The sequence below is a fragment of the Streptomyces sp. NBC_00988 genome (assembly GCF_045162645.1).
Classification (GTDB): domain Bacteria; phylum Actinomycetota; class Actinomycetes; order Streptomycetales; family Streptomycetaceae; genus Streptomyces.
In genome coordinates this window covers 10,025,231-10,051,069 of the sequence record NZ_CP108730.1, presented here as the reverse complement: position 1 = coordinate 10,051,069, position 25,839 = coordinate 10,025,231, and the positions used below count along the sequence as shown (strand labels likewise).

Genomic DNA, 25,839 nt, shown 5'->3' with positions numbered 1-25,839 from the left:
AGAAAGAAGATGATCACAGTGACCGAAGTGACCGCCACCGCGGGAGCTCTCAAGCGCCTGTCCGACGAGGGCGTCTCCATCTGGCTGGACGACCTGTCGCGCAAGCGGATCGAGTCCGGCAACCTCGCCGAACTCGTCGACACCAGGAACGTCGTCGGTGTCACCACCAACCCGTCGATCTTCCAGGCCGCCATCGGCTCCGGCGAGGGCTACGAGGAGCAGCTCGCCGACCTGGCCGTGCGTGCGGTGACGGTCGAAGAGGCCGTACGGATGATGACCACCGCCGACGTCCGCGCCGCCGCAGACATCCTGCGCCCGGTCTACGACGCGACCGGCGGCCGGGACGGCCGGGTGTCGATCGAGGTCGATCCGCGGCTCGCCCACAACACGGCGGCGACCATCGCCGAGGCCAAGCAGCTCTCCTGGCTGGTGGACCGTTCCAACGTGATGATCAAGATCCCGGCGACGAAGGCCGGTCTCCCGGCCATCACCGAGGTCATCGGCGAGGGCATCAGCGTCAACGTCACGCTGATCTTCTCCCTGGAGCGCTACCGCGAGGTCATGGACGCCTACCTGGCCGGCCTGGAGAAGGCGAAGGCCGCGGGCATCGACCTGGCGACCATCCACTCCGTGGCCTCCTTCTTCGTCTCCCGCGTCGACTCCGAGATCGACAAGCGCCTCACCGCGATCGGCACGGACGAGGCCCTCGCCCTGAAGGGCAAGGCGGCGCTCGCCAACGCGCGGCTCGCGTACGAGGCTTACGAAGAGGTCTTCTCCTCGGCCCGTTGGACCGTTCTGGCGGGTGCGAAGGCCAACAAGCAGCGCCCCCTGTGGGCCTCGACCGGCGTGAAGGACCCGTCCTACAAGGACACCCTGTACGTCGACGAGCTGGTCGCGCCCGGCACGGTCAACACCATGCCGGAGGCGACGCTGAACGCCACCGCCGACCACGGTGACATCCACGGCGACACGGTGACCGGCGGCTACGCGCAGGCCCGCGCCGACCTGGACGCCGTAGAGCGGCTGGGGATCTCGTACGACGTCGTCGTCAAGCAGCTGGAGGACGAGGGCGTCGCCAAGTTCGAGGTGGCCTGGCAGGACCTGCTGGGCGCCATCGCGAAGTCGCTGAGCAGCAAGGGGGTCGACGGGGAATGACCGAGGAACTTCCCGAAACGAAACCGGCCGAGGCGGCCGAAGCAGCCGTGCAGGAACTGACCGTCGAAGAACTCACCGACGCGCTGGCCGCCGGCTGGGACAACCCGCTGCGTGACCCCCGCGACCGCCGGCTCCCCCGCATCGCGGGCCCGTCCGGGCTGGTCATCTTCGGGGTCACCGGTGACCTGTCCCGCAAGAAGCTGATGCCGGCCGTCTACGACCTGGCCAACCGCGGCATGCTGCCGCCGGGCTTCTCGCTCGTCGGGTTCGCCCGGCGGGACTGGGAGGACCAGGACTTCGCGCAGGTGGTGCACGACTCGGTGCGCGAGCACTCCCGGACCGAGTTCCGCGAGGAGGTCTGGCAGCAGCTCGCCGAGGGCATGCGGTTCATCCCGGGCGACTTCGACGACGACACCGCGTTCAAGCAACTGCGCGCCGCCGTAGACGAGTTGGACACGTCTCGGGGTACCAGCGGCAACTACGCGTTCTACCTCTCCGTACCGCCGAAGTTCTTCCCGAAGGTCGTCCAGCAGCTGAAGAAGCACGGTCTGGCGACGGCCGCCGAGGGTTCCTGGCGGCGCGCGGTCATCGAGAAGCCGTTCGGGCGCGACCTGAAGAGCGCGCGTGAGCTGAACAAGATCGTGCACGAGGTGTTCGACCCGGACCAGGTGTTCCGCATCGACCACTACCTCGGCAAGGAGACGGTCCAGAACATCCTGGCGCTGCGCTTCGCCAACCAGATGTACGAGCCGATCTGGAACCGGTCCTACGTCGACCACATCCAGATCACGATGGCCGAGGACATCGGCATCGGCGGGCGCGCCGGGTACTACGACGGCATCGGTTCGGCCCGCGACGTCATCCAGAACCACCTCCTGCAGCTGATGGCGCTGACCGCCATGGAGGAGCCGATCGCCTTCGACGAGGAGGCGCTGCTCACCGAGAAGCTCAAGGTGCTCAAGTCGGTACGGCTGCCCCAGGAGTTGGGCGAGCACACGGTGTTCGGGCAGTACGCGGAGGGCTGGCAGGGCGGCGAGAAGGTCGTCGGCTACCTCCAGGAGGACGGCATCGACCCGCAGTCGAAGACCGACACCTACGCGGCCGTCAAGTTGGAGGTGGACAACCGCCGTTGGGCGGGCATCCCCTTCTACCTGCGCACCGGCAAGCGGCTCGGGCGGCGCGTGACGGAGATCGCGGTCGTCTTCAAGCGCGCCCCGCACTCCCCCTTCGACTCCAGCGCCACCGAGGAGCTGGGCCAGAACGCGATCGTCATCCGCGTCCAGCCCGACGAGGGCATGACGGTCCGGTTCGGCTCCAAGGTGCCGGGCACCTCGATGGAGATCCGGGACGTGTCCATGGACTTCGCCTACGGCGAGTCGTTCACGGAGTCGAGCCCGGAGGCGTACGAGCGGCTCATCCTGGATGTGCTGCTCGGCGACGCCAACCTGTTCCCGCGCCACCAGGAAGTGGAAGAGTCCTGGAAGATCCTCGACCCGATCGAGGAGTACTGGGCACAGAACGGCAGGCCCGCGCAGTACTCCTCGGGCAGTTGGGGTCCCGAGGAGGCGGACGAGATGCTCGCACGAGACGGACGGAGCTGGCGCAGGCCATGAAGATCGACCTGAGCGACACCACGGCAAGCAAGATCAACAAGGCGCTCGTGCAGGGTCGCCGCGACATCGGCACCCCTGCCGTGGGCATGGTCCTGACGATGGTCATCGTCACGGACGAGGAGAACGCCTACGACTCGATCAAGGCGGCCGAGGAGGCCTCGCACGAGCACCCCTCGCGCACCCTGGTCGTCATCAAGCGGCACGCCCGCACCCCGCGGGACCGTACCAACTCGCACCTCGACGCCGAGGTCCGGGTGGGCGCCGACGCCGGCACCGGCGAGACGGTCGTGCTGCGGACCTACGGCGAGGTGTCCGACCACGCCGACTCCGTGGTGCTGCCGCTGCTGCTGCCGGACGCGCCGGTCGTCGTGTGGTGGCCGGGGGACGCCCCCGAGATCCCGGCGAAGGACCCGCTGGGCGCCCTCGCCCAGCGCCGGATCACCGACCTGTACGCGGCGGCGAACCCGCTGGAGGCGCTGGACGCCCGCGCCCACGCCTACGCGCCCGGCGACACCGACCTCGCCTGGACCCGGCTGACGCCGTGGCGTTCGATGCTGGCGGCGGCCCTCGACCAGGCCAAGTCCAAGATCACCTCCGGTGCGGTGGAGAGCGAGGCCGACAACCCGGCCGCCGAGCTGCTGGCCCGCTGGCTGGAGGCCCGCCTCAAGGTGAAGATCGACCGCGTGGTCACCGCGGGACCGGTCATCACGGCCGTCCGGCTGGGCACCGGCGCCGGCGAGGTCGTCATCGACCGTCCCGAGGGCCCGCTGGCCACCCTGACCCTGCCCGGGCAGCCGTCCCGCACCCTCGCGCTGAAGGTCCGCACGACCTCCGAACTGATCGCCGAGGAGCTGCGGCGCCTCGACGCCGACGAGATGTACGCCATCGCCCTCCGGGCCGAGGGCACCAAGGAGACCCCTTCTCATGTCTGACTCCCCCAAGCTCACCCGGCGACCGGAGTGGGCCGCGCTGGAGGACCACCGCGCGGATCAACTGCAGCCGCAGTTGCGTGAGTTGTTCGCGGCGGACCCGGGGCGCGCGGAGCGGTACGTCGTCACCGTCGGCGATCTGCGCATCGACTACTCCAAGCATCTGATCACGGACGAGACCCTCGCCCTGCTCCAGGAACTGGCCACCGCCACCGGCGTGTTCGGCCTCCGCGACGCCATGTTCCGCGGCGAGAAGATCAACGTCACCGAGGACCGCGCGGTCCTGCACACCGCCCTGCGCGCCCCGCGCGACGCGGTGATCGAGGTCGACGGCGAGAACGTCGTGCCCCAGGTCCACGCCGTGCTCGACAAGATGGCCGGCTTCGCGGACCGCGTCCGCTCCGGCGAGTGGACCGGCCACACGGGTCGTCGTATCCGCAATGTCGTCAACATCGGTATCGGCGGCTCCGACCTCGGTCCCGCGATGGCGTACGAGGCGCTCCGCGCGTTCACCGACCGCTCGTTGACGGTCCGCTTCGTGTCGAACGTGGACGGCGCCGACCTGCACGAGGCGACCCACGACCTGGACCCGGCCGAGACGCTCTTCATCGTCGCGTCCAAGACCTTCACCACGATCGAGACGATCACCAACGCGACGTCCGCCCGGACGTGGCTCCTTGAGGGTCTCGGCGGTGACGACAAGGCGGTCGCGAAGCACTTCGTGGCGTTGTCGACGAACGCCGGGAAGGTGTCGGACTTCGGCATCGACACGGACAACATGTTCGAGTTCTGGGACTGGGTCGGCGGCCGCTACTCCTTCGACTCGGCGATCGGTCTCTCCCTGATGATCGCCATCGGCCCGGACCGCTTCCGCGAGATGCTCGACGGCTTCCACCTCGTCGACGAGCACTTCCGCACCGCACCCGCCGAGTCCAACGCACCTTTGCTGCTCGGCCTGTTGGGCGTCTGGTACGGCAACTTCTTCGACGCGCAGTCGCACGCGGTGCTGCCGTACTCGCACTATCTCTCCAAGTTCACCGCCTACTTGCAGCAGCTGGACATGGAGTCCAACGGCAAGTCCGTGGACCGGGACGGGAATCCGGTGGAGTGGCAGACCGGCCCGGTGGTCTGGGGCACGCCCGGCACGAACGGGCAGCACGCGTACTACCAACTCATCCACCAGGGCACGAAGTTGATCCCGGCGGACTTCATCGGCTTCGTCAACCCGGTCGACGAGTTGAGTGAAGGCCTCAAGGCGCAGCACGACCTGTTGATGGCCAACTTCTTCGCGCAGACACAGGCGTTGGGCTTCGGCAAGACACCGGACGAGGTGCGCGCGGAGGGCGTGCCCGAGGAACTGGTGCCGCACAAGACGTTCAAGGGCAACCACCCCACGACGACGATCCTGGCCCGCGAGCTGACCCCGTCCGTGCTCGGGCAGTTGATCGCGCTCTACGAGCACAAGGTGTTCGTGCAGGGCGCGGTCTGGAACATCGACTCCTTCGACCAGTGGGGCGTCGAGCTGGGCAAGGTCCTCGCCAAGCGCGTCGAACCCGCCCTCACCGAGGGCGCCGACGTACCCGGCCTCGACCCCTCCACCGCCGCTCTCGTGGCGACCTACCGGACGCTCCGTAATTCCCAGGATTCTCAGGAAGTGAACTGACATGCAGCTCGGACTGATCGGCCTCGGCAAGATGGGCGGCAACATGCGCGAGCGCATCCGCCGCGCGGGCCACACCGTCATCGGCTACGACCGCAACCCCGAAGTGACCGACGTCGAGAGCCTCGCCGAACTGGTCGACAAGCTCGAAGCGCCGCGCACGGTATGGGTGATGGTCCCGGCCGGCGCCCCGACCCAGTCGGTCGTCGACGAGCTGGGCGAGCTGCTCCAGCCCGGCGACGTCATCGTGGACGGCGGCAACTCCCGCTGGACGGACGACGAGAAGCACGCCGAGGAGCTGGGCGCCAAGGGCATCGGCTTCGTCGACGCGGGTGTCTCCGGCGGCGTGTGGGGCCTGAAGAACGGCTACGCGCTGATGGTCGGCGGCGACGCCGAGAACATCGCGAAGGTGCAGCCGATCTTCGACGCCCTCAAGCCCGAGGGCGAGTTCGGCTTCGTCCACGCCGGCAAGGTGGGCGCCGGGCACTTCTCCAAGATGGTTCACAACGGCATCGAGTACGCCATGATGCAGGCGTACGCCGAGGGTTGGGAACTGCTGGAGAAGGTTCACTCCGTCACGGACGTGCGGGAGGTGTTCCGCTCCTGGCAGGAGGGCACCGTCATCCGCTCGTGGCTGCTCGACCTCGCAGTCAACGCCCTTGACGGCGATGAGCACTTGGACAAGCTGCGCGGTTTCGCGGAGGACTCCGGCGAGGGCCGGTGGACCGTCGAGGCGGCCATCGACAACGCGGTGCCGCTGCCCGCGATCACGGCGTCCCTGTTCGCGCGGTTCGCCTCGCGTCAGGACGACTCGCCGCAGATGAAGATGATCGCGGCGCTGCGCAACCAGTTCGGCGGCCACGCCGTCGAGTCCAAGTAGGCGCGCCGTGGGGGATCTTCTGCTGGTCCGCCACGGCGAGACGGAGTGGAGCGTGTCGGGCCAGCACACCAGCTGGACCGACCTGCCCCTCACCCAGCACGGCGAGGAACAGGCCAAGTCCCTCGCTCCGCTCCTCTCGGACCGGACCTTCGCGCTCGCACTGACCAGCCCGCTCGACCGTGCGATACGCACCGCCGAACTCGCGGGCATCACCGGGGCCGTACCCGACCCCGACCTGCACGAGTGGGACTACGGCGCCTACGAGGGCGTCACCACCGCCGACATCCACCGCACCCGCCCCGACTGGTACTTGTGGACCGACGGCGTGCCGCCGGGCCCGGCCGGACACCCGGGCGAGTCCCCGGACGAGATCAGTGCCCGGGCCGACCGGGTCCTGAAGCGGGTGGACACCGCACTCGTGGACGGTGACGTGATCCTCGTGGCCCACGCCCACTTCCTGCGGGTGCTCACCGCCCGCCGACTGGGCCTGACGGCGGCGGACGGCCGCCTGTTCCAACTGGCTACCGGCACGGTCAGCCGCCTGTCCACCGAGCACGACCGCCCGGTGATCGCGGAGTGGAACACCCGACCGTAACGGCACAACTCCCCGGCCCGGACCGTACGTTGACGTGCGGTCCGGGCCGTTGTCGTCCCCTGTGCCCGCGGCCTCCGCGCGGCTAGAGTCCCGCTTGATGGAGATCAACGATCTGACACCGGCCGAGGAACAGGTGTGGCGGGCCTTCCCGTTGGGCGAGTCCGTGGACTTCCTTACGACGGAGGACGAGGACGTCGCCCTCGGCGCCGACTGGGGGCCCGAACGGACCGTGCGCGCCGAGGTGTTGCGGGCGTTGCTGCTCAACGGGCCGCAGGAAGCAGGGGAAATAGCCTCGCTGAGTCTGGCGGGCGCCCGGATCGTCGGCAGACTCGATCTGCAGTACGCGACGATCGACCACCCCGTCCGGCTGCGGAACTGCTACTTCGACGAGGTGCCCCGCTTCTACGCCTCCCGGCTGTGTGAACTCAACCTCAGCGAGTCGGTGTTGCCGGGTCTCACCGCCCACGCGATGCGGGTGGACGGCGTGCTGCGGATGACACGGTCCCGGTTCCGCGGGGTGGTGCGGCTCGCCGGGGCGAAGATCACCGGAAGCCTGTACATGGAGAGCGCGGAGATCATCGCCCCGGACGCGGAGCAGCCGGTGCTCCAGCTCAATCAGGCGGCCGTCGGCGACGATCTCCGGGCGGCCGGACTGCGCACGCAGGGTCAGATACGCCTCAGTGGCGCGAGCGTCGCCGGATCGGTCGACCTCAGCACGGCGCACCTCTCCAACCCCGGGGACTCCGCCGTCGACGCCGAGATCCTCACCGTCGAGGGCAACGTCCTCGTCCGGGAAGCCCACGTGGACGGCTGGATCGGCCTGCGCGGCGCCCGGATCGCGGGCCGCCTGGACCTGTCGTACTCGACCCTGTCCAATCCCGGCGGCCCCGTGCTGCTGGCGAGCAGTACCACCATGGGGGAACTCTGGCTGCGCGAGAGCCCGCCCATCAACGGTGGGGTCGTGCTGCGCAGCGCCCAGATCGACGTCCTGCTGCTGGAGCCGGAGGTCCTGCCGGAGCAGGTCTTCCTCACCAGCCTCACCTACACCTCGCTCATCCCGCACGAGCCCGCCGACCGCCGGCTGACCATGCTGGAGCGCGACGGCGACGGCTATGTCCCGCACGCCTACGAGGAGTTGGCCGCCGCGTACCGCCGCGTCGGCGACGACTACGCCGCTCGCAACGTCCAACTGGCCAAGCAGCGCCGCCTGCGCGGCACCCTCCGGTGGTACTACCGGATCTGGGGCTACGCCCAGGACGCCACCGTCGGCTACGGCTTCCGCCCGCTGCGCGCCTGCGCCTGGCTGCTGTCGCTGCTGGCGATCGGCTCCCTCGCCTACGGCCTGCACCACCCGCACGCCCTCAAGGTGTCCGAGGCCCCGCACTTCAACCCGGTGTTCTACACGCTCGACCTGCTGCTCCCGGTGATCTCCTTCGGCCAGGAGGAGGCGTTCGCGCCGGACGGCTGGTACCAGTACCTCGCCTACGGCCTGATCATCACCGGCTGGATCCTGGCCACCACGGTCGTCACCGGCGTGACCCGGTCCGTCAGCCGCCAGTGAGCCGCTTCGCCGTGTGCTGGGCGGCCAGGCGCACCGGCGCGTTCTGGGCGCCGTAACCCCGGTAGCCCGGCTCGCGCTGGACCAGTTCGAAGAAGACGCGCCCGACCGTCCGGGTGTAGCAGTGCCTGAACTCGCCGCCCGCGTCCCGGTCGTAGAGGATGCCGAGGTCCTGGTACGTCTCCAACTCGCCCTCGGGGAAGGCGAATCGGGCCGCGAGGTCGTCGTAGTAGTTCGCGGGCATGCTGAGCAGTCGGCCGCCGGACTCGCGGAAGCGGCGGGCCGCGGCGACGACATCCTCGGTGGCGAGGGCGATGTGCTGGGCGTGGGCGCCGTCCTCGCTCGGGGCCGCGCCGACGCTCAGGGCGATACGGACGCTGCCGTCGGGGGTGGTGACGGCGCGGCTGCGCAGCAGGCCGTAGGGGTCGGCGACGTCGACGCTCTCCTGGGCGTGGAGCCCAAGGACGCTGCGGTGGAAGAGAGCTGCCTCGTCGAAGTGGTGCCAGGGCTGGGTGAGGGCGAGGTGGTCGATGCGCCGGACGCCTGTCCCTGCGGGCAGTTGACCGGTGGTGTCGGTGAAGTCGGCGCGCCAGCCGGGGAGTTCGTGGGTGTCCTGGGCGCAGAAGAAGAGTTCCGTGCCGTCCGGTGCGGCCACGGCGTCGAGTTGGGCGTCACCGGGTGCGCGGCGGCGGGGCAGGACCGGCGCGAGGAGTGCCTCGGCGCGGCGGGCGGCGCCCTGCGGGTCGGGTGATTCCAGGCCGATCGCCGCGAGGGCGGTGCCGTCCCGGCGTAGGGCGGGGCCGGTGTTGACCAGGATGCGGGCGTCGCCCTGCTGCCACAGGTCCACCGGTTTGCCGTGGTGGCGGGCCGTGCGGGTGAAGCCGAGGGCGCCGAGCAAAGCCGAGACGGGTTCCGCGTCGGGCGTGACGAGTTCGGCGAAGGCGATGCCCGTGGGGACGACCGGGGCGGGCAGCTCGGATACGCCGACCGTCTCCTGCAGGACCAGCAGCGAGCGCTGGGCGTCGACCGCTGTCGGGCCGGCTTCCGCTTGCCGGAACACGTCGTTGAAGATCTCCAGCGAGAGCGGGCCGTCGTAACCGGCGGTCAGCACGTGCCGTACGAGTCCGGCGACGTCGAAGCCGCCCTGGCCGGGGAAGCAGCGGTAGTGGCGGCTCCACTGCAGGACGTCCATCGCGAGCAGCGGGGCGTCGGCGAGTTGGAGGAAGAAGATCTTCTCGCCGGGGATGTCCTCGATGCCCTTGGGGTCGGAGCCGCGCGACAGGATGTGAAAGCTGTCGAGGCAGGTGCCGAGTGCGGGGTGGTCTGCCGTCTCGACGATGCGCCAGGCGTGGTCGTACGTGCTGACGTGCCGTCCCCAGGCGAGCGCCTCGTAGGCGACGCGGACCCCGAACTCCTGGGCCAGGTCAGCGAGTTGGCTGAGCTGGGCGGCGGCTAGCGCGTCGTCGTCCTCGGCGAGCGGGGAGACGCTGGAGCAGACGAGGACGGTGTCGGTGCCGAGCCTGCGCATCAGCTCGAACTTGTGCCGGGCGCGCCGCACGTTGCGGGCGAACTCGGCCTCGGGCACCGCCTCGATGTCCCGCATCGGCTGGTAGAGATCGATGGTCAGACCGAGGTCGGCGCACCGGGCGCGGATCTCCTCGGGCGCGAGCGGGCTGGCGAGCAGGTCGTTCTCGAAGATCTCGACGCCGTCGAAGCCGGCCCGGGAGGCAGCGGTGAGCTTCTCGGTGAGGGAGCCGCTGAGGGAGACGGTGGCGATGGACGTGCGCATCGGGGTACCTCTCAATGTCGCTGCGGGCACGGTTACTTCGGTGCGGGCACGGCGCCGGCCAGTTCCGCGATGTCCGCGAGCATCCGTGCGCTGTCGGGTTCCCGGCCGGTGAACAGGCGGAACGCGTCCGCCGCCTGGAACACCGCCATGCCGCCGCCGTCGAGGGTGGCGCAGCCCAACGCGCGGGCGGTGCTCAGCAGTTGGGTCTCCAGCGGGCGGTAGACCACTTCGGCGACCCACTGCGTGGAGTGCAACAGGCTTGGGGGGAAGGGAAGTCCGGGGTGGGCGGCCATCCCGGTGGGGGTGGCGTGGACGATGCCGTCGGCGGCGGCGAGCAGGTCGGGCAGTCGGTCGGAGGTTGCGCCGACGGCGCGGCCCGGGCCGAAGTGGCGGTTCAGGGAGTCGGCGAGGGCGGCCGATCGTTCCGGCAGCGCGTCGACGACGGTGACGCGCTCGGCGCCGAGGGTGAGCGTGGCGTGCGCCACCGCCGCGCCCGCGCCGCCCGCGCCGAGCTGGACGACGCGCTCCATGGGCGCGTCGGGCAGTCCACGCGCGAAGGAGGCGGCGAAGCCGGTGACGTCCGTGTTGTGGCCGATCGCGCGGCCGTCCGCCTCGAACACGACGGTGTTGACGGCGCCCAGCGCCTCGGCCTGCGGGGCGAGCCCGTCGAGGTGCTCGATGACGAGCTGCTTGCAGGGGTGAGTGATGTTGAGCCCGTCGAAGCCCAGGTCACGGGCGGCGCGCACCAGATCGCCCACCGCTTCCGGGCCGACGCCGAGCACGTCGATGTCGATGAGCCGGTACAGATAGCGCAGCCCCTGCCGGTCGGCCTCGCGTTCGTGCAGGGCGGGGCTGAGGGACGGGCCGATGCCGGAACCGATCAGCCCGACGAGATACGAGTCGACGCGAGACGGGTCCTTGAAGACGTCGGCCACGGTGGCCCTCCTGAACGGCTCACTAATGTACGAACTAGTACGTTAGCTATATCAGGATCGCGGACCCACCGGAAGACCCCGGCCGAGAACCCGACCGCTCACCGCCGGTCCCTCCTTCTACAATCGGCCGCACACCGCGCGCACGCCCGAAGGAAGCCAAGGAACCCGATGACCAGCGTCGAAGAACCGGCACGACCGAACGGGCGCATCCGTGACGCGGCCCGCACCAAGGCCGAGATCCTCGACGTGGCGACCCACGAGTTCGCCCGGGCCGGCTACGACGGCGCCCGCGTCGACGAGATCGCCGCCCGCACCCGCACCACGAAACGGATGATCTACTACTACTTCGGCGGCAAGGAACAGCTCTTCACCGCCGTCCTGGAACGGTCCTACGGCGTGATCCGCGAGGCCGAACGCGGCCTGGACGTCGAGCACCTGGACCCGGTCGCGGCCATCCGCCGGCTCGCGGAGCTGACCTTCGACCACCACGAGCAGCACCCGGACTTCATCCGTCTGGTGTCCATCGAGAACATCCACGGCGCCGAGCACATCGCCGCCTCCGAGAAGCTCGGCAAGATCGGTTCGCCCGCCCTCGACGTGATCCGCCGCATCCTGGAGGCGGGGCAGAGCTCCGGCCTGTTCACGGCCGATGTGGACGCCGTCGACCTGCACGCGATGATCAGTTCCTTCTGCTTCTTCCGGGTCGCCAACCGGCACACCTTCGGCGCCCTGTTCGGCCGCGACCTGGTGGCTCCGGCCCGGCGCGAGCACTACCGGACGATGTTGGGCGACATGGTGATCGCCTATCTGACGGCCGAGCGGGCCGCGGACTGAACCGCGAGATCCTTCGGTACGACCCCTTGACACCCGGGAAACGTGAGCGCAACATCCGTAGCCAACCGCTACTAACTACCCAGTGGGTTAATTAGCTGGGCAGCACCCGGCATGGCCGTCCCGTCACCCCAGGGATCCGGCACTTCTCCCCCGCCGCTCACTCCGCCTACGGTGGAGTTCCCCCGAAGGAGCAAGCCGTGTCCGTCCCCGCCAAAGCCGTCGGGCAACCGAGAAAGGCCGCGACTGCCGCCTGGATCGGCAGCGCCCTGGAGTACTACGACTTCTTCATCTACGGCAGTGCCGCCGCGCTGATCTTCCCGAAGGTCTTCTTCGACGACTCGGACCCGGCGACGGCGACCCTGCTCTCCCTCGCGACCTTCGGTGTGGCCTACGCGGCCCGGCCGGTCGGCGCGCTGTTCCTCGGGCACTTCGGCGACCGGGTCGGCCGCAAGAAGATCATGATCTTCACGCTGCTGCTGATGGGCCTGTCGACGTTCCTCATCGGCTGCCTGCCCACGCGGGGCCAGGTCGGCACGCTCGCCCCGGTGCTGCTCGTGCTGTGCCGGGTGCTGCAGGGCATCTCGGCGGCGGGCGAGCAGGCGAGCGCCAGTTCCATGACGCTGGAGCACGCGCCGGCGAACCGGCGCGGCTTCTTCACCAGTTTCACCCTGGGCGGCACCCAGGGCGGCCAGCTCATCGCAACGCTCGTGTTCCTCGCCGTCGCCCAACTCCCGGACAAGCAGCTGCTGTCGTGGGGTTGGCGCGTTCCATTCTGGGCGAGCGTGCTGGTCGCGGTCGCGGGGTACTTCATCCGCCGCAACCTCCAGGAGACCCCGGCCTTCGCCGAGCAGGCGGCGACCGAGGGCGTCGTGAAACTGCCGCTCGTGGTGCTGCTGCGCGAGCACTGGGCGGACGTCCTGCGGGTGATCGCGGGTGCGCTGATCGCCTCGGTCTCGACGATCTTCACCGTGTGGGCGCTGGCGTACGCGACCAGCGACTCGGTCGGCATGTCCCGCTCGTCGATGCTGTGGGTGGGCGCGTTCGCCAACCTCGTCGCCCTCGCCGCGATCCCCCTGTGGGCCACGCTCTCCGACCGCATCGGCCGCCGCCCGGTGTATCTGATCGGCGCGGTCGGCAGCGCGATCACGATGTTCCTCTACCTCTGGGCCATCTCGACGGGCGCCTACCCGCTCATCCTGATCCTCGGCATCGTCGCTTTCGGCGTCGTCTACAGCGCCGCGAACGGCGTGTGGCCCTCCTTCTACGGCGAGATGTTCTCGACCCGGGTCCGGCTCTCGGGCATGGCCATCGGCACCCAGATCGGCTTCGCCGTGGCCGGGTTCGCGGTCACGTTCGCCGCGCAGATCGCGGGTCCGGACGGCACGGACTGGTCCTCGGTGGCGCTGTTCACGGCGGCGCTGTGCGTCCCGCCGGTGATCGCCGTGCTCACGGCTCGCGAGACCCACACGGTCCCGACGGAGCTGCTCGGCACCCGCTCACCCCGGGAGGCGTCCCAGCCGGAGACGGTGACGGCCTGACCCTCACTCCTCAAGTACCGCACCCCCGGGCTCCGTTGCCCGGGGGTTTCGGTTTCGCGGCCGTCGAGACCGGCGTGACCTCTCCCCGCGCGCGGACACCCCGTTGACAGATGACGTTTCGCGCAAGAACATCGGCCGGAACGAGCAGAAAAGAACAGCGCCGCTACCGCCGAGGGAGGGTCTCCGCGTGCCCCGGCCGATTTCAGGGGCGGCCGGGGCACGCGGGCCGGGGGCTGACTATCGTTGCCCGATCACACGTGCGAAAGGTGGTCGAGGGGCGTGGCGGGGGCCGAGGAGTGGATACGGGTGCCGGTCGGCGACGGCGCCGGGCGGTGGGCGACGCGGGGGCACAGCCGCAAGGTGCTGTTCGTCGTCCACAACGTGACCTCCGCGACCCGGCTGCTCGATGTACTGCCGCTGTTCCACGACGACTTCCGGGTGCAGCTGCTGGTGACGTGCACGGAGTCGTCGGCGTTCCGGGCGGGGGTCGCGGAGTTGCTGGCGGAAACGGGGGTGCCGGTGGTGCCCTGGGACCAGGCCGTTCAGACTCCGGTCGACTTGGCGGTGTCGGCGAGCTTCGGCGGTCAACTCCGGGCATTTTCCGGTGTATTGGCCGTGTTGTCACACGGCGTCGGATATCCTAAAAAACTGGGAACACCCAACACCCAACACCCAACACCCAACACCCAACACCCGGCAGCGAGGCGGCGGAAGCGGCGGCTCCGGTTTTCGGGTTGTCGCCGGAGTGGTTGCTCGACGAAAGCGGGCGGCCCGTCGCGGACGCGTTGGTGCTGTCGCACCCCGAGCAGTTGGAGCGGTTGCGGGCCGTCTGCCCCGAGGCCGCGCCCACGGGTGTACTGGCCGGTGATCCCTGCTGGGACCGCATGCTCGCGGCCCGCCCGTACCGGGAGCGCTACCGGCGGGCGCTCGGTGTCGGACGGGCACAGCGACTGGTGGTGCTCAACTCCACCTGGAACCCGGAATCCCTGTTCGGCGACGACATACTGCCCTCCCTGCTCCCGCGTCTGACCTCCGAACTCCCCGTCGACGAGTACCGTCTCGCCGCCGTCCTGCACCCCAACATCTGGCACGGCCACGGCCCCGGCCAGATCCGCGCCTGGCTCGACCGCGCCCGCCGCGCCGGCCTCACCCTCGTCGACCCCCTGCACGGCTGGCGCCAGGCGCTGCTCGCCGCCGACGCCGTCATCGGCGACCACGGCTCGGTCACCTACTACGCCGCCGCACTCGGCACCCCGGTCCTCCTCGGCGCCGCACCCCTCGCCTGCCTCGCCCCCGAAGCCCCGGTGCACGCCTTCGTCCGTACGGCACCCCGCCTGGACCCCGGACTCCCGCTGCGCCCCCAACTGGCCCAACTCATCGCCGCACACAGCCCGTTGCCCGACCCCGCCGCCTTCACCAGCTCCGTGCCGGGCGAGTCGGCGACCCGCCTCCGACGCCTCTTCTACGACATGATCGGCATCCCCGAACCGGACGCACCCGCGCTGCTCGAACCGCTCCCGCTCCCGCCGTTCGAGCCCGCGGCGCACACGGTCCCGCTCCAGGTGCTGACGAAGTTGTTGGGCTCGGGCGAGGTCTCGGTCGTCCGGTACGCGGGCCCGCACCCTGGGCCCGACGGCACGGGCGAGACGCACATGGCGGTGCACGAGGACACCCGTGATCAGTCCCAACTGTCCCTGGCCGACGTGGTGTTCCGCCAGGGCACGGCCGACGATCCGCGCTTCGGGTCACTCGCGCTCTGGACGACAGAGGTGCTCGCCCGGCACCCGCAGTGCGCCCTCGCCGCGTACATCACCGGCCCCGGCACCTGCACGGTCCGCACCTCGGACGACACCCTCCTGCACCTGCGCGCCGAGCCGGGCGCGGACGCCGATCCGGCGGCCTGCGCCTCGGCCCTGCACGCCTGGCTCGCGTCCGGCAAGTCACTGCACGAGGTCGTCACCCAGGGGCTGACCGTGCACACAGGAGGGGCCGTGCACCGGGTACGGGTCGTTCGCGGCTAGCCCTCGCAGCGTTCGCGCAGACTGCGCAGATACTCCAGGTGTTGCTCGGCCTTCTCGTCGCGGAGGGCGGCGGTCGCCTCGTCGATCAGAGCGCGGGCGGCCGTGAACTCGTCGCTGTTCAGGCGGGTTTCGGCGAGGTCGGTGAGGGTGCGGGCCGTGTTGTATGCCTCGCCACTGGCACGGAAGAAGGCCAGGGCGCGGTCCAGGCGCTCGACGGCCTCGGCCTGACGGCCCAGTCCGCGCAGGGCACGGCCGCGGTGGCGTTCCAACAGGGCGCGGGCGCGCGGCAGATCGGCGGCGCCCTCGTCGGCGGGACCGATGCCGTCGAGGATGCGGTACGCCTCGCCGAAGGCCGCGTACGCCTCGTCGAAGCGCCACTGGCGCAGCCGGAGCAGGCCGAGGAACTCGACGGCGGAGGCCCGGCCGCGCACATGCCCTCCCGCCCGTTCGTCCCGTGCCGCCGCGAGCGCCTCGGGTTCCGCCTCGTCCCAGCGCCGCAACTCCATCAGGCTGTGGGCGAGTTGGGCGTGCAGAGCGCCGGCGATACGGGTGCCGGGGAAGTGCGAGTCCGCCGTACGGACCCCGGCCTGCAACGCGGGCAGCAGTATGTCGTGGTGGCCGGCCTTGAGTTGGAGCGGCCAAAGGGCCTGGCCCAGCAGGACGACGGTGTCCCAGTCGCCGAACTCCTCGGCGGCGTGCACCGCTTGGACCAGGTTCGAGGCCTCGGCGGCGAGTGCGGCGACGCCCGCGCCCCGGTTCTCGTACGACAGCGGTGTGGGCGTGGCCGGGACGCGCCAGCTCTCGGGCAACGCCGCCTGAGCCGCGGCGAGTGCGAGGTGCAGATAGCCCTCGACAGTGCGGGACACGGCGGCGGAGCAGGCGGCGATGCCGTCCACGCCGGCGGCCGTGCGGGCGGCGTGCGCGCGGACGGCGGGCCGGTAGCGGTAACGGGCGTCGTCCGTGAGCTCGATGAGCAGGGCACCGGCCAACTCGTCGAGGAGCCGGGCGGCTTCGGCCTCGTCGATGTCTGCGGCGCGGGCGGCCGAGGCGGCGTCGAGGGCGGGCCAGTCGTACAGGCCGGTCAGGCGGTAGAGGCGGGCGGCGTCCGGGGCCAGCAGGCGGTACGAGTCCTCGACGGCGGAACTCACCGGGTCGTTCTCGGACCCGGCGAACGCCTCCGGCGGCAGGGGCGGTTCGGTCAGCCGGGGTGCGGCGGCGCGCAGTGCGTAGGGCGAGCCGGCGCAGCGGTCCAGTACGGCGGGCAGCGTAGCGCGGGCGGCGCTGACCGCGGGCTTGCCGACCAGCTCGGTGAGCAGCCGTTTCGCGTCCCGGCGACCCAACGGCCCGACCGGGATTCGCAGGGCGTCGAGGCCGATGAGCGGATTCCGCGCCACGACGAGGGTGACCACGTCCGGCGCCGGTGCCAGCAGCGGCTGTACCTGGGCGGCGGAGCGCGCGTGATCGAGCACGACGAGAGCGCGGCGGTCGGTCAGGGAGCACCGGAACAGGGTGGCCCGGTCGGCGATCGAGGGCGGTATGTCCTCGTCGGGCAGGCCGAGTTGGCGCAGCAGCGTGGCCAGGACCGGTTCGGGGCCGAGCGCGCGCAGGTCGGCGTAGAGCTGCCCGTCGGGGAAGCGGGCCACCTGACGTGCGCCCCAGTGGAAGGCGAGGGTGCTGGTGCCGATGCCCTCGGGACCATGGAGGAGCGCCAGCCGTGGACGGCCGTCGAAGGCGCGGGTCGCCTCCTTGTCCAGGAGTTTCAGGGCGTCCTGACGGTCCGTGAAGGAACGGGGTGCCGACGGGAGGCACTGGCGCCCCGGTCCGGTGAGAGGTTCCGGAATGCGCACACCTCGCGCGAACCGGGTCCAGGCGAGGGCGAGTTCGGGGTCACTGTGGACACGGTCGTGGACCATGCGAGCGATCGCGTTCACCTCATCGGGGGTGGCGGGTGCCGTCACCTCGCGTCCGGCGAGGCGACGGACCATCCCACCGGCCGACTCCCAGGCCAACTTGCCTGCCTCACCGGCCATCCCGGAGCCGACGGCCCCGAACACCGCACCGATGGCGCCCGTGGACAGCAGATCCATCACCTCGTGCACTCCCCCGTCGTCCGCTCACGATCAGCGGATCAACCTTAGCGCCGGTGAAGGATGGTGACGATGGGTCACCTCTGTTCGGGACGGCTCAACCCCGGTTCGCCCCCGCCGGAATCCCGTACGCCCGTTCCACCCGCAATCGCAGCACCAGCCGCCGGTCCCGCACCATCGCCGCCCGGTAGTCGTCCCAGTCCGGATGCTCGCCGAGAACATCGCGGTACAGCTTGATGAGTTCCTCGACCGTGTCGTCGTGCGGGTCGGCGGCGACCGGCGTGAGGTCGGCCGTGCCCTCGGCGACCGTGAAGGCCCAGCGGTCGGCGCTGGTCACGTGGTACGAGGCGCGGGGGTCCCGGCGCAGGTTGCGGGTCTTGGCGCGGTCGTCGGTGATCGACACGCGGATGATCCGCTCGTCGGGGTAGTAGGCGTGGCTGACGTTCGACAGCTGGGGCCGGCCGTCCTTCTTGAGGGTGACCAGTACCCCGCCGTGGCCCTCGGAGAGCAACTGGAGCAGTGCGTCCTGCGTCGCGTCGTGAGTCATGCATTCATCAACCGTGTGAAGCAGGTCACGCATTCCCCGAGCCGGGAACCAGTGAGTAGACACTGTCTACGGATCGCTGGTAGACAGTGTCTATGAGCGTGAGCGAACCAGAAGCAGGGCTACGGGACCGCCTGGTCGACGTAGGTGTGGAGCTGGTGGCCCAGGAGGGTGCGCAGGCGTTGACCCTGCGCGAGATCGCCCGGCGGGCCGGTGTCTCCCACGGCGCACCCCGCCGCTACTTCCCCACCCACCTGGAACTCCTGTCTGCCATCGCCCGACGCGGCTTCGCCGACCTGGGCGAGCGGGCGACGGAAGCCCTCGGGCAAGGCGAGGCGAGCCCCCGCGCGCAATTGACGGCGCTCGGGCACGTCTATCTGGAGTTCGCCCTCGACAACCCCGGCATGTACGAGTTGATGTTCCGTCACGATCTCCTGGAGAGCGGGCACTTGGGGCTACGGGACACCAGCCTTCCCCTGTTCGGTGTCCTGGTGGACATGGTCGGCCGGGCGCGTCCCGACGTGGACGCCCGTCTGGTCGCGGGCGCGTTGTGGGCGAACCTGCACGGCGTCGCCCAGCTCTGGCGCTGGGGCAGCCTCCAACTCGCCACCGGTTCCGCCGACTTCGCCCCCCTGCTGCGGTCGGCCCTCGACGCGCACCTGGGACCGGAGGCCACCCGATGACGGTCCACCGAAGGCTCATGCTGGCGAGCAGTGCGGCAGGGGCGGCGATCGTCGCGCTCGACGGCACCGTGCTCACCGTCGTACAGCCGACCCTGCAACGGGAGTTGGGGGCTTCGCTCGCGCAGGTCCAGTGGACGAGCACCGCGTATCTGGTCGCCGTGGCGAGCCTGTTGGTGTCGGCCGGGCGGATCGGGGACCGGTACGGGCACCAGCGGGTGTTCGGACTCGGCATGCTCGGCTTCGGACTCGTCTCGGCCGGGATCGGTCTGGCGCCCGGGGTGGGGTGGGTGATCGGACTCCGGGTCGTCCAAGGGGTGTTCGGGGCGCTGCTCCAACCGGCCACGCTCGGCATGCTGCGCGCCGCGTTCCCGCCCGACCGGCTGGGCATGCCGATCGCCGTACGGACGAGTGTGATCGGAGTGGCGGCCGCTGCCGGGCCATTGGTGGGCGGGGCGTTGGTGGGCGCGGTGGGCTGGCGGGCGGTGTTCTTCCTCAACGTCGTGCCCTCGCTCGTGTTCGGCGTCCTCGCCCTCACCGTTCGAGGACCGCGACAACGGCAGGCAGACGGCGTCCGGTTCGATCTGCCCGGCGCCCTGCTCCTCGCGCTCTGCCTCGCCTCGCTCATCCAGGCCCTGGTGGATCTCCCAGGTTCGGCGGCCGGGCTCGCGGTGTCCGTGCTCGCGGCCCTCGCCTTCGTACGGCATGAGCGTCGTACGGCACATCCGCTGCTGCCGCCGGACGTCGTCGGCTCGACGGCGATCCGTGGGGCGCTCGGAATGCTGCTCGCCGCGTCGGCCGCGTTCTCCGGGACGCTGTTCGTCGTCACCTATTTCCTGCAGGACACGATGGGACTTGGCCCGTTCCAAAGCGCCCTCCGAGGGCTGCCCTTGGCCGCCGCGATGGTGCTCGCGGCACCCGCGACCGCCATGGTGCTGCGCCGGGTCGGGGACCGTTCCACGGCCGGCGTGGCGATGGTGGTCGTAGCCCTGGCCGTTCTCGTGCTGTCCCGGGCCTCCGGCACGGTGGCCGTATGTGGGGGTTTCGCCCTGCTCGGGGCCGGGTTTGGAACGGTCCTGGTGGCGGCGACCCAAGTGGTCGTACGGGAAGCCGCCGTGGAGTCGGCCGGGGTGGCGGGCGGGCTCAAGCAGACCGCGGTGAACGTGGGGCCGACGCTCGGGGTCGCGGCGGGAAGTGCGCTGATGGCCGCCGGTGGCCGGGAGTCGGCGCTCGGAATCCTCGCCGCGGTGGCCCTGACCGGCTCTCTCGCCTGTCTCGCGCTGCCCGGGCGGACATCGCGTCGCTCACACATCCCCCCGTTACAGGAGACCGCGCAGGTGTTCCTGCGCGACGATGAGTTCCGAGGTGTCCGGGGCCGGGTATGCGGGACCCCACCTCGTGAACGCAATTCGGAGGAGAGCCATGGCACAGCTGCGACAAGAGGTCGACCCGGACGAGGTCGGACTGGATCACAAGGCGCTGGACCGCCTGGACCAGCACTTCGCCCACTACGTCGACGTGGAGCGCCTGCCGGGCTTCCTGGTGTCCGTGGCCCGTCACGGCCGCGTCGCCCACCTCACCGCCCACGGGCACCGCGATGTCGCGGCCCAACAGCCCGTCACGCCGGACACGTTGTACCGGATCTACTCCATGACCAAACCGGTCACCGCGGTCGCCGCGCTGATCCTGATGGAGGAGGGCAAGCTCTCCCTGGACGACCCGGTCGGCCGTCATCTGCCGGCCTTCGCCGACATGCGGGTCTACGACAGCGGCTCCGGCGCCGACGTGAAGACACGGCCGGTGGAACAGCCGATGCTGATCCGCCACCTGATGACCCACACCTCGGGCCTGACCTTCGCCTTCTACCACTCGCACCCGGTCGACGCCCTGTACCGGGAAGCGCACCTGGAGTCGTCCGTGCCGCCCGGCGCGAACCTCGCCGAGACGATCGACATCTACGCGAGCCTGCCGCTGCAGTTCGAGCCGGGCACGCAGTGGAACTACTCCGTCGCCTCCAACGTCCTGGGCCGGATCATCGAGGTGGTCTCCGGGCAGCGGCTCGACGAGTTCTTCGCCGAGCGGATCTTCCGGCCGCTCGGCATGCCGGACGCCGGCTTCTCGGTCCCGGACGAAAAGGCAGACCGGCTCTCCGAGTTGTACGGCGACGCCGACGGCGGCGGTATCGAGCCGATCGCCGGGCTGCCGCTGCGGGGCGGCCGGCCGCGGTTCCTCTCGGGCAGCGGCGGGATGGCGGCGAGCCCGTACGACGTGCACCGGTTCGCGGAGTTCCTGCGGCGCCGGGGCGAACTCGACGGTACCCGGCTGCTCGCCCCCGAGACGGTCGACCTCATGGCCAGCAACCATCTCCCCGGCGGCGCCGACATGCGTGCCTTCGGCAGCCCCGCGCACCAGGAACCCGGCAACGACGGCATGGGCTTCGGCCTCAGCGTGTCCGTGGTCATCGACCCCGAGCGCACCCAATCCCCCATGGGACTGGGCGCGTTCGGGTGGAGCGGCGCGGCGACGACGACGTTCTGGGTGGACCCGGGCCGCGATCTCACCGTGCAGTTCATGACCCAGCTCCGGCCGAAGCACTCCCTGAAGATCATCCCCGAGCTGAAGCAGCTGGTGCACGAGGCCGTCACGGACTGAGGCTCAGCCACTCCCCCGGCACCTGCTACTGATCGACTCGCAGTGTGAACTCCAGCCCCTCCCCCGCCAGTTCACTCAGCCACTCCCGCGACCGTTCCGCCGTCTCCGCCGCCCGGTTCAGGCCGGACGGCAGGTCGTCGGAGAGGATGTGGCGGACGGCGAGGGAGAGCGGGCGCGAGACACAGCGGGCCATCGCGCTCTCCTCCTCGTCACCGACCAGGTCGAGGAGGTAGCTGCCGGACCAGGTCCCGCCCGCGTCGCCCCGCACGTCCAGGGACACCGCGAGGACGACCCGGTCGTGGTCGGCGTCCGTGGTGGGATAGGTCGCCGCCAACTCCCTTGCCAGCGCGGCGATCCGGGTGTCGTCGCCCGCCTTCAGCTCCTCGAACACCGCGTCCCAGGCCCGCAGCCAGCCGTCGAGGCGCAGCGTGCCGCGCACGAACGTCCGTGGCGTCCAGCCCGCCGGCAGCCCGTACTGCCCGATGAACGGCACGCTGTCCCGGTTCGGATAGACCTCGAAGGTCTCGCCGTCGACGACATGCGGCCGGGTCACCTCCCAGGGCCGGTCGGCCGTGGTCTCCTCGCCGTCCTCCAGGTACCGCGCCGGTGAGCGCAGCGCGCCCAGCACTCCGGCCGGGGCCCAACTGAACCGGTACCGGAAGTCGTTGGGCACCGCGGGAACCCCGCCGCAGTACGAGGTGAGGCTGTACGAGGCCGCCGTGCCCTCGCCGATCGCCTCCCGGGCGCGGGCGACGAGGCTGTGCGCGAAGAGGTGGTCGATGCCGGGGTCGAGACCTGCCTCGGTGAGGACGACGATCCCCGCCTTCTCGGCCGCCGGGACCTGTTCGAGGACGGCGTCGGACACATAGCTGGAGCAGGCGAAGTGTGCCTGACGCCGCACGCAGACCGCCAGCAGCGCCGCGTGTTCGGGCGCGGGCAGCATGGAGACGACGACGTCTCCGGGCGCCAACTCGGCCGTGAGCGCGGCGAGTCCGAACGCTCGCGGTTCGGCGCGTCCCGTCAGGCCCAGGTGGTCCAGAGCCTGCGCCGCACGCTCCTCGGTGCGGTGCCACAGCCGTACCCGCTCGGCCGTGTCGCAGAGCAGGGCGAGGCCGCTGCCCGTGGAGAGTCCGGCGCCGATCCAGTGGACGGCACCGCTCGCGCGCACCACGTCAGACATGGCCCAACTCCCCTTCCGCCACGGCAATTCCGAGTGCACGGGACTTCGTACGGAACAGGTCCAGGGCGCGTCCCCACGCCTCGCCGGTCGCGAAGTCCAGGAGTTGGGGCAGCAGCGCGGCCGAGAAGTCGGTGCTGGACTCCTTCGGCAGGAGGGACGGCAGGTTGTCGATCGCGATGAGGTCGAGCGGGGGGCGCTCGTGCAACTGCCGTACCGGGTCGTCCCATTCGGTCGTGCGGTCGTAGACCGGCAGGACGTTGAGGGGCGAGCCGACGTCGCAGGTGACGTCGGAGACGGTGCGGAGGCGGCGGGTAGGGTCGTCGAGGTCCGCTTCGCGGAGGAAGGGCGGGACGGGGGTCGTGGCCAGAACGCAGTTGACCAGGACGTCGTGGGCCAACAGGGACGGGCGGTCGAGGTTCTGGGTCTCGGCCATGTCCCAACAGGTCGGTTCGATCCCGGCCGTGGAGAACGCGACCCGCGCTCCACGCCCGCTGCGCCCGAGCGCGCCGATCACCAGCGCGCTGAACTCGGCGTCCCCTGCGGCGGGTTGGAGCAGCTCGTCCAACTCCTCCTTCGACGTGGGCGTCAGCGGTGCGACCAGCCGGCCCCGGTGCTGGAGGACGGCCAGGGCCGCTCCCAGGTAGCCCGCCCAGAAGCCGAACGCGGCGAGGCGGCGTCCCTTGTCGTCCACCAGGTATTCGAGGTCGAGCAGCGCTCCGCCCCCGGCCGCGAACCGGCTCAGCAGGTCACTCGCCCCTGGCTGGCCCTTGTAGGCGTGCCCGAAGAAGATGTGACGGTGGGTCAACTCGGTGGGCTCGTCCGGGAGTTCCTTGAGGCCGAGGATCACCGTGTCCCGCGGCGCCGACGCCCAGGAGTCCGCGGGTGCGACGCGGACGCCGACCGCCCCGTACTCCTCGATGGGGAAGATCCGTTGCGGGGACTCCTCGACCGTGAGGGTCACCCCGCTCTCGACGAGGCGGCGGGCGTCGGAGGGGACGACCGGGGTGCGGCGTTCGGTCGTGCGGGGCTCGTGGCGCAGCCACAGATGGAGCTCGGTCATACCAGGTTGACCTCCGGGCGCGGGGCGTCGGCCGCGAACCGGCCGGCGCTCAGGGGACTGACGTCCACGAAGGGTACGTGGCCGAGGTACAGGTCGCGGACGACCTCGCCGACGGCCGGTCCCTGGAGGAATCCGTGGCCGGAGAAGCCGGTGGCGTAGAGGAAGCGGGAGACCGAAGTCGCCTCGCCGATCAGGGCGTTGTGGTCCGGCGTGTTCTCGTACAGGCCCGCCCAGCCGCCGGTGCGGCGCAGCTCCAGGAGGTCGGGGGCGCGGCGGCGCATGGCGTCGGCGAGGCGGGGGATCCAGCGGTCGTGGGTGTCGGTGGCGAAGCCGGGGCGCTCGTCGGGGTCGGACATGCCGACGAGGAGGCCGGGGCCCTCGGTGTGGAAGTAGAGGCTGGTGGTGAAGTCGATCGTCATGGGGAGGTCCGGCGGCAGTCCGGTGACCGGTTCCGTGACGGCGATCTGGCGGCGCAGCGGTTCCACAGGGAGGTCCACGCCCGCCATCGCGCCGATCCCCTTGGACCAGGCGCCGGCCGCGCAGATCACCGTGTTGGTGTCGATGCGGCCCAGGGTCGTCACGACCGCGGTGATGGTCTCGCCGTGGGTCTCGATGCCGGTGACGTCGGTGTGGCGCAGGATCGTCGCGCCGTGGGCCCGGGCGGCGGCCGCGTAGCCGTGCACGACGGCCTCGGGGGTGCAGTGGCCGTCGTCGGGCGAGTAGGCGGCGGCGATGAGGCCGTCGGTGCTGATCAGCGGGGAGAGGCGGCGGGCCTCGGCGGGGTCGATGATGCGGCTGGGCACGTCGAGGGAGTTCTGCAGCCGGACGCCTTTCTCGAAGGATGCGACGTCCTCGGGTGTCGAGAGGAGGAACAGGTAGCCGACGCGATGTAACCCGATGTCGTGGCCGGTGTCCTCCTCGAAGCGTCCGAAGGCCTCCAGGCTGCGGGCGCCGAGCTGCACGTTGAGCCCGTCGGAGAACTGTGCGCGTACTCCGCCGGCCGCCTTGGAGGTGGACCCGGCGGCGAGTTCGTCCCGTTCGACGAGGACGACGTCACGGACTCCGGCGCGGGCCAGGTGGTAGGCGATGCTGGTGCCGATGACCCCGCCGCCGATGACGACGACCTCTGCCTGACGCTTCACGGGCGCTCCTTCTTGGCCGCGTCGATGACGGCCCAGGCCGCGGCCGCGTCCTGGATGCCGAGTCCGACGCTGTTGTAGTGGACGATGTCGTCGGGTCGGGTACGGGCCGTGCGGCGGCCGGTGAGGACGGCGCCGAGCGGGATCAGGTCACCGGGGACGAGCAGACCGGCGCGCAGGGCGTCGACGATCGGCCCGGCGTGCCCGGCGGCCGTCTCCGGGTCGTCGACGACGACGGCCGCCGATCGCCGCAGGACCTCCTGGTCGACCTCGCTGCGGGTGGGTTCGAAGGAGCCCACGCTGACGACCGTGCAGCCGGGCGTGAGCCAGGCGCCGTGCACCACGGGGGTGGTGCTGAGCGTGCAGGCCGCGATCACGGACGCGTCGGTCACGGCTGCCTCCGCGGTGGCCACCGCCTCGACGGGGAACGGCAGTTCGGCCGTCAGCGTCTCAGCGGCCCGTGCGCGCCGCTCGGGGTTCGGGCTCCACAGTCGTACGGACTTCAGGTCCCGGACCCGGGCGATCGCGCGGACGTGGGCGAGGGCCTGGGTGCCGGAGCCGAGGACGGCGAGGCGGTCGGCATCGGGGACGGCCAGGGCATCCACGGCCACGGCGCTGCCCGCGGCCGTGCGCAGGGTCGTCACCGCCGTGCCGTCCATGACCGCGACCAGCTGTCCGGTGGACCGGTCCAGGGCGCTGATCACCGCGTGGATCGTGGGCAGTCCGGCGCGGGCGTTGGCGGGGTTGACGCTGCCGAACTTCGCCACCGCCCCGGTGTCCGCCGACAGCCGGGAGACGTAGGCGAAGACGACGCTGTCGTCGAAACGGCTCGGGTGCATGATCTTGCCGGGCAGGTCCGCGTTGTCGTCACCGAGCGCGGTGAAGGCCGCGCGCTGCGAGGCGATGGCCGTGTCGGCGTCGAGCAGGTGCCTGACCCGGTCGCCGGAGAGGAAGAGGACGTCGTCGGTCATTCCCTCTTCCTGTCCGGAC

The 25,839-nt window shown here is 70.8% G+C and carries 21 protein-coding genes and 1 pseudogene; 13 read left to right on the top strand and 9 right to left on the bottom strand.

All coding sequences use genetic code 11. The annotated features are described in order from the left end of the window. Positions 1–9: 9 nt before the first annotated feature. The 7 genes from tal (at position 10) to OG496_RS45450 (ending at position 8,393) form a co-directional block, all read left to right on the top strand. A complete protein-coding gene (gene tal, locus OG496_RS45480) occupies positions 10–1,155 on the top strand; it encodes a transaldolase (RefSeq protein ID WP_405975039.1) in 1,146 nt (381 codons plus the stop codon). Next, entirely contained in the window at positions 1,152–2,768 is a 1,617-nt protein-coding gene (gene zwf, locus OG496_RS45475; RefSeq protein ID WP_405975038.1) for a glucose-6-phosphate dehydrogenase, read from the top strand. The genes tal and zwf overlap by 4 nt, the downstream gene beginning before the upstream one ends. Then, positions 2,765–3,700 (top strand): glucose-6-phosphate dehydrogenase assembly protein OpcA, encoded by a 936-nt coding sequence (gene opcA, locus OG496_RS45470; protein WP_405975037.1) that lies wholly within the window; start codon positions 2,765–2,767, stop codon positions 3,698–3,700. Before zwf ends, opcA begins: the two co-directional genes overlap by 4 nt. Next, positions 3,693–5,360: a glucose-6-phosphate isomerase gene (pgi, locus tag OG496_RS45465; protein ID WP_399389235.1), complete on the top strand. Its 1,668-nt coding sequence runs from the start codon at positions 3,693–3,695 to the stop codon at positions 5,358–5,360. Before opcA ends, pgi begins: the two co-directional genes overlap by 8 nt. A gap of 1 nt (position 5,361) precedes the next feature. Then, on the top strand, positions 5,362–6,237 hold the full coding sequence (gene gnd, locus OG496_RS45460; protein WP_266864271.1) for a phosphogluconate dehydrogenase (NAD(+)-dependent, decarboxylating): 876 nt from the start codon (positions 5,362–5,364) through the stop codon (positions 6,235–6,237). 7 nt (positions 6,238–6,244) lie between these two features. After that, entirely contained in the window at positions 6,245–6,832 is a 588-nt protein-coding gene (locus tag OG496_RS45455) for a histidine phosphatase family protein (RefSeq protein ID WP_405975036.1), read from the top strand. Between the two features lie 97 nt (positions 6,833–6,929). Beyond that, positions 6,930–8,393: a membrane-associated oxidoreductase gene (locus OG496_RS45450; protein WP_405975035.1), complete on the top strand. Its 1,464-nt coding sequence runs from the start codon at positions 6,930–6,932 to the stop codon at positions 8,391–8,393. On the opposite strand, the gene OG496_RS45445 is transcribed toward OG496_RS45450, so the two are convergent. Together OG496_RS45445 and OG496_RS45440 are read right to left on the bottom strand one after the other, a co-directional pair. Beyond that, positions 8,380–10,179 carry a bifunctional sugar phosphate isomerase/epimerase/4-hydroxyphenylpyruvate dioxygenase family protein gene (locus OG496_RS45445; RefSeq protein ID WP_405975034.1) on the bottom strand — a complete coding sequence of 600 codons (1,800 nt, stop codon included), beginning with the start codon at positions 10,177–10,179 and terminating at the stop codon, positions 8,380–8,382. The two genes, OG496_RS45450 and OG496_RS45445, sit on opposite strands and share 14 nt — an antisense overlap. 32 nt (positions 10,180–10,211) lie before the next feature. Then, complete coding sequence (locus tag OG496_RS45440; protein ID WP_366493546.1) at positions 10,212–11,114, bottom strand: shikimate dehydrogenase; 903 nt, start codon at positions 11,112–11,114, stop codon at positions 10,212–10,214. A 168-nt stretch (positions 11,115–11,282) separates the two neighbouring features. Here OG496_RS45440 and OG496_RS45435 point away from each other — a divergent pair, with 168 nt between their 5' ends. Continuing rightward, positions 11,283–11,948, top strand: coding sequence for a TetR/AcrR family transcriptional regulator (locus OG496_RS45435; protein ID WP_399389244.1), 666 nt, complete (start codon positions 11,283–11,285; stop codon positions 11,946–11,948). 197 nt (positions 11,949–12,145) lie between these two features. After that, positions 12,146–13,486, top strand: a complete 1,341-nt coding sequence (locus OG496_RS45430) for an MFS transporter (RefSeq protein WP_405975033.1) — start codon at positions 12,146–12,148, stop codon at positions 13,484–13,486. A gap of 251 nt (positions 13,487–13,737) precedes the next feature. Here OG496_RS45430 and OG496_RS45425 read toward each other — a convergent pair whose 3' ends face one another. Further along, positions 13,738–13,947: a hypothetical protein gene (locus tag OG496_RS45425; RefSeq protein ID WP_405975032.1), complete on the bottom strand. Its 210-nt coding sequence runs from the start codon at positions 13,945–13,947 to the stop codon at positions 13,738–13,740. 288 nt (positions 13,948–14,235) lie between these two features. Here OG496_RS45425 and OG496_RS45420 point away from each other — a divergent pair, with 288 nt between their 5' ends. After that, the gene (locus tag OG496_RS45420) at positions 14,236–15,507 is read left to right on the top strand and encodes a hypothetical protein (protein WP_405975031.1); all 1,272 of its coding nucleotides are present in this window, start codon (positions 14,236–14,238) and stop codon (positions 15,505–15,507) included. Here the strand turns inward: OG496_RS45420 and OG496_RS45415 are convergent. Then, the gene (locus OG496_RS45415; RefSeq protein WP_405975030.1) at positions 15,504–17,594 is read right to left on the bottom strand and encodes a tetratricopeptide repeat protein; all 2,091 of its coding nucleotides are present in this window, start codon (positions 17,592–17,594) and stop codon (positions 15,504–15,506) included. The two genes, OG496_RS45420 and OG496_RS45415, sit on opposite strands and share 4 nt — an antisense overlap. Positions 17,595–17,691: 97 nt before the next feature. Next, positions 17,692–18,141, bottom strand: a complete 450-nt coding sequence (locus tag OG496_RS45410; RefSeq protein ID WP_405975029.1) for a PPOX class F420-dependent oxidoreductase — start codon at positions 18,139–18,141, stop codon at positions 17,692–17,694. A 98-nt stretch (positions 18,142–18,239) separates the two neighbouring features. Here OG496_RS45410 and OG496_RS45405 point away from each other — a divergent pair, with 98 nt between their 5' ends. The 3 genes and pseudogenes from OG496_RS45405 to OG496_RS45395 all read left to right on the top strand — a co-directional run bounded on the left by OG496_RS45405 (position 18,240) and on the right by OG496_RS45395 (position 21,470). Then, positions 18,240–18,821: a TetR/AcrR family transcriptional regulator gene (locus OG496_RS45405; protein WP_405975028.1), complete on the top strand. Its 582-nt coding sequence runs from the start codon at positions 18,240–18,242 to the stop codon at positions 18,819–18,821. Further along, a pseudogene (locus tag OG496_RS45400) lies at positions 18,818–20,095 on the top strand (MFS transporter); the annotation flags it as partial. The gene OG496_RS45405 and the pseudogene OG496_RS45400, both read left to right, overlap by 4 nt. 145 nt (positions 20,096–20,240) lie before the next feature. Further along, positions 20,241–21,470, top strand: coding sequence for a serine hydrolase domain-containing protein (locus OG496_RS45395; RefSeq protein ID WP_405975027.1), 1,230 nt, complete (start codon positions 20,241–20,243; stop codon positions 21,468–21,470). 25 nt (positions 21,471–21,495) lie between these two features. On the opposite strand, the gene OG496_RS45390 is transcribed toward OG496_RS45395, so the two are convergent. From OG496_RS45390 to OG496_RS45375, 4 genes are read right to left on the bottom strand one after another with little or no spacing between them, the layout of a single operon-like run. Next, on the bottom strand, positions 21,496–22,650 hold the full coding sequence (locus OG496_RS45390) for a saccharopine dehydrogenase family protein (RefSeq protein WP_405975026.1): 1,155 nt from the start codon (positions 22,648–22,650) through the stop codon (positions 21,496–21,498). Continuing rightward, positions 22,643–23,710, bottom strand: coding sequence for a saccharopine dehydrogenase (locus tag OG496_RS45385; RefSeq protein WP_405975025.1), 1,068 nt, complete (start codon positions 23,708–23,710; stop codon positions 22,643–22,645). Before OG496_RS45385 ends, OG496_RS45390 begins: the two co-directional genes overlap by 8 nt. Beyond that, the gene (locus OG496_RS45380) at positions 23,707–24,852 is read right to left on the bottom strand and encodes an NAD(P)/FAD-dependent oxidoreductase (protein WP_405975024.1); all 1,146 of its coding nucleotides are present in this window, start codon (positions 24,850–24,852) and stop codon (positions 23,707–23,709) included. The genes OG496_RS45385 and OG496_RS45380 overlap by 4 nt, the downstream gene beginning before the upstream one ends. Further along, the gene (locus OG496_RS45375; RefSeq protein WP_405975023.1) at positions 24,849–25,820 is read right to left on the bottom strand and encodes an ornithine cyclodeaminase family protein; all 972 of its coding nucleotides are present in this window, start codon (positions 25,818–25,820) and stop codon (positions 24,849–24,851) included. The genes OG496_RS45380 and OG496_RS45375 overlap by 4 nt, the downstream gene beginning before the upstream one ends. Positions 25,821–25,839: the final 19 nt, after the last annotated feature.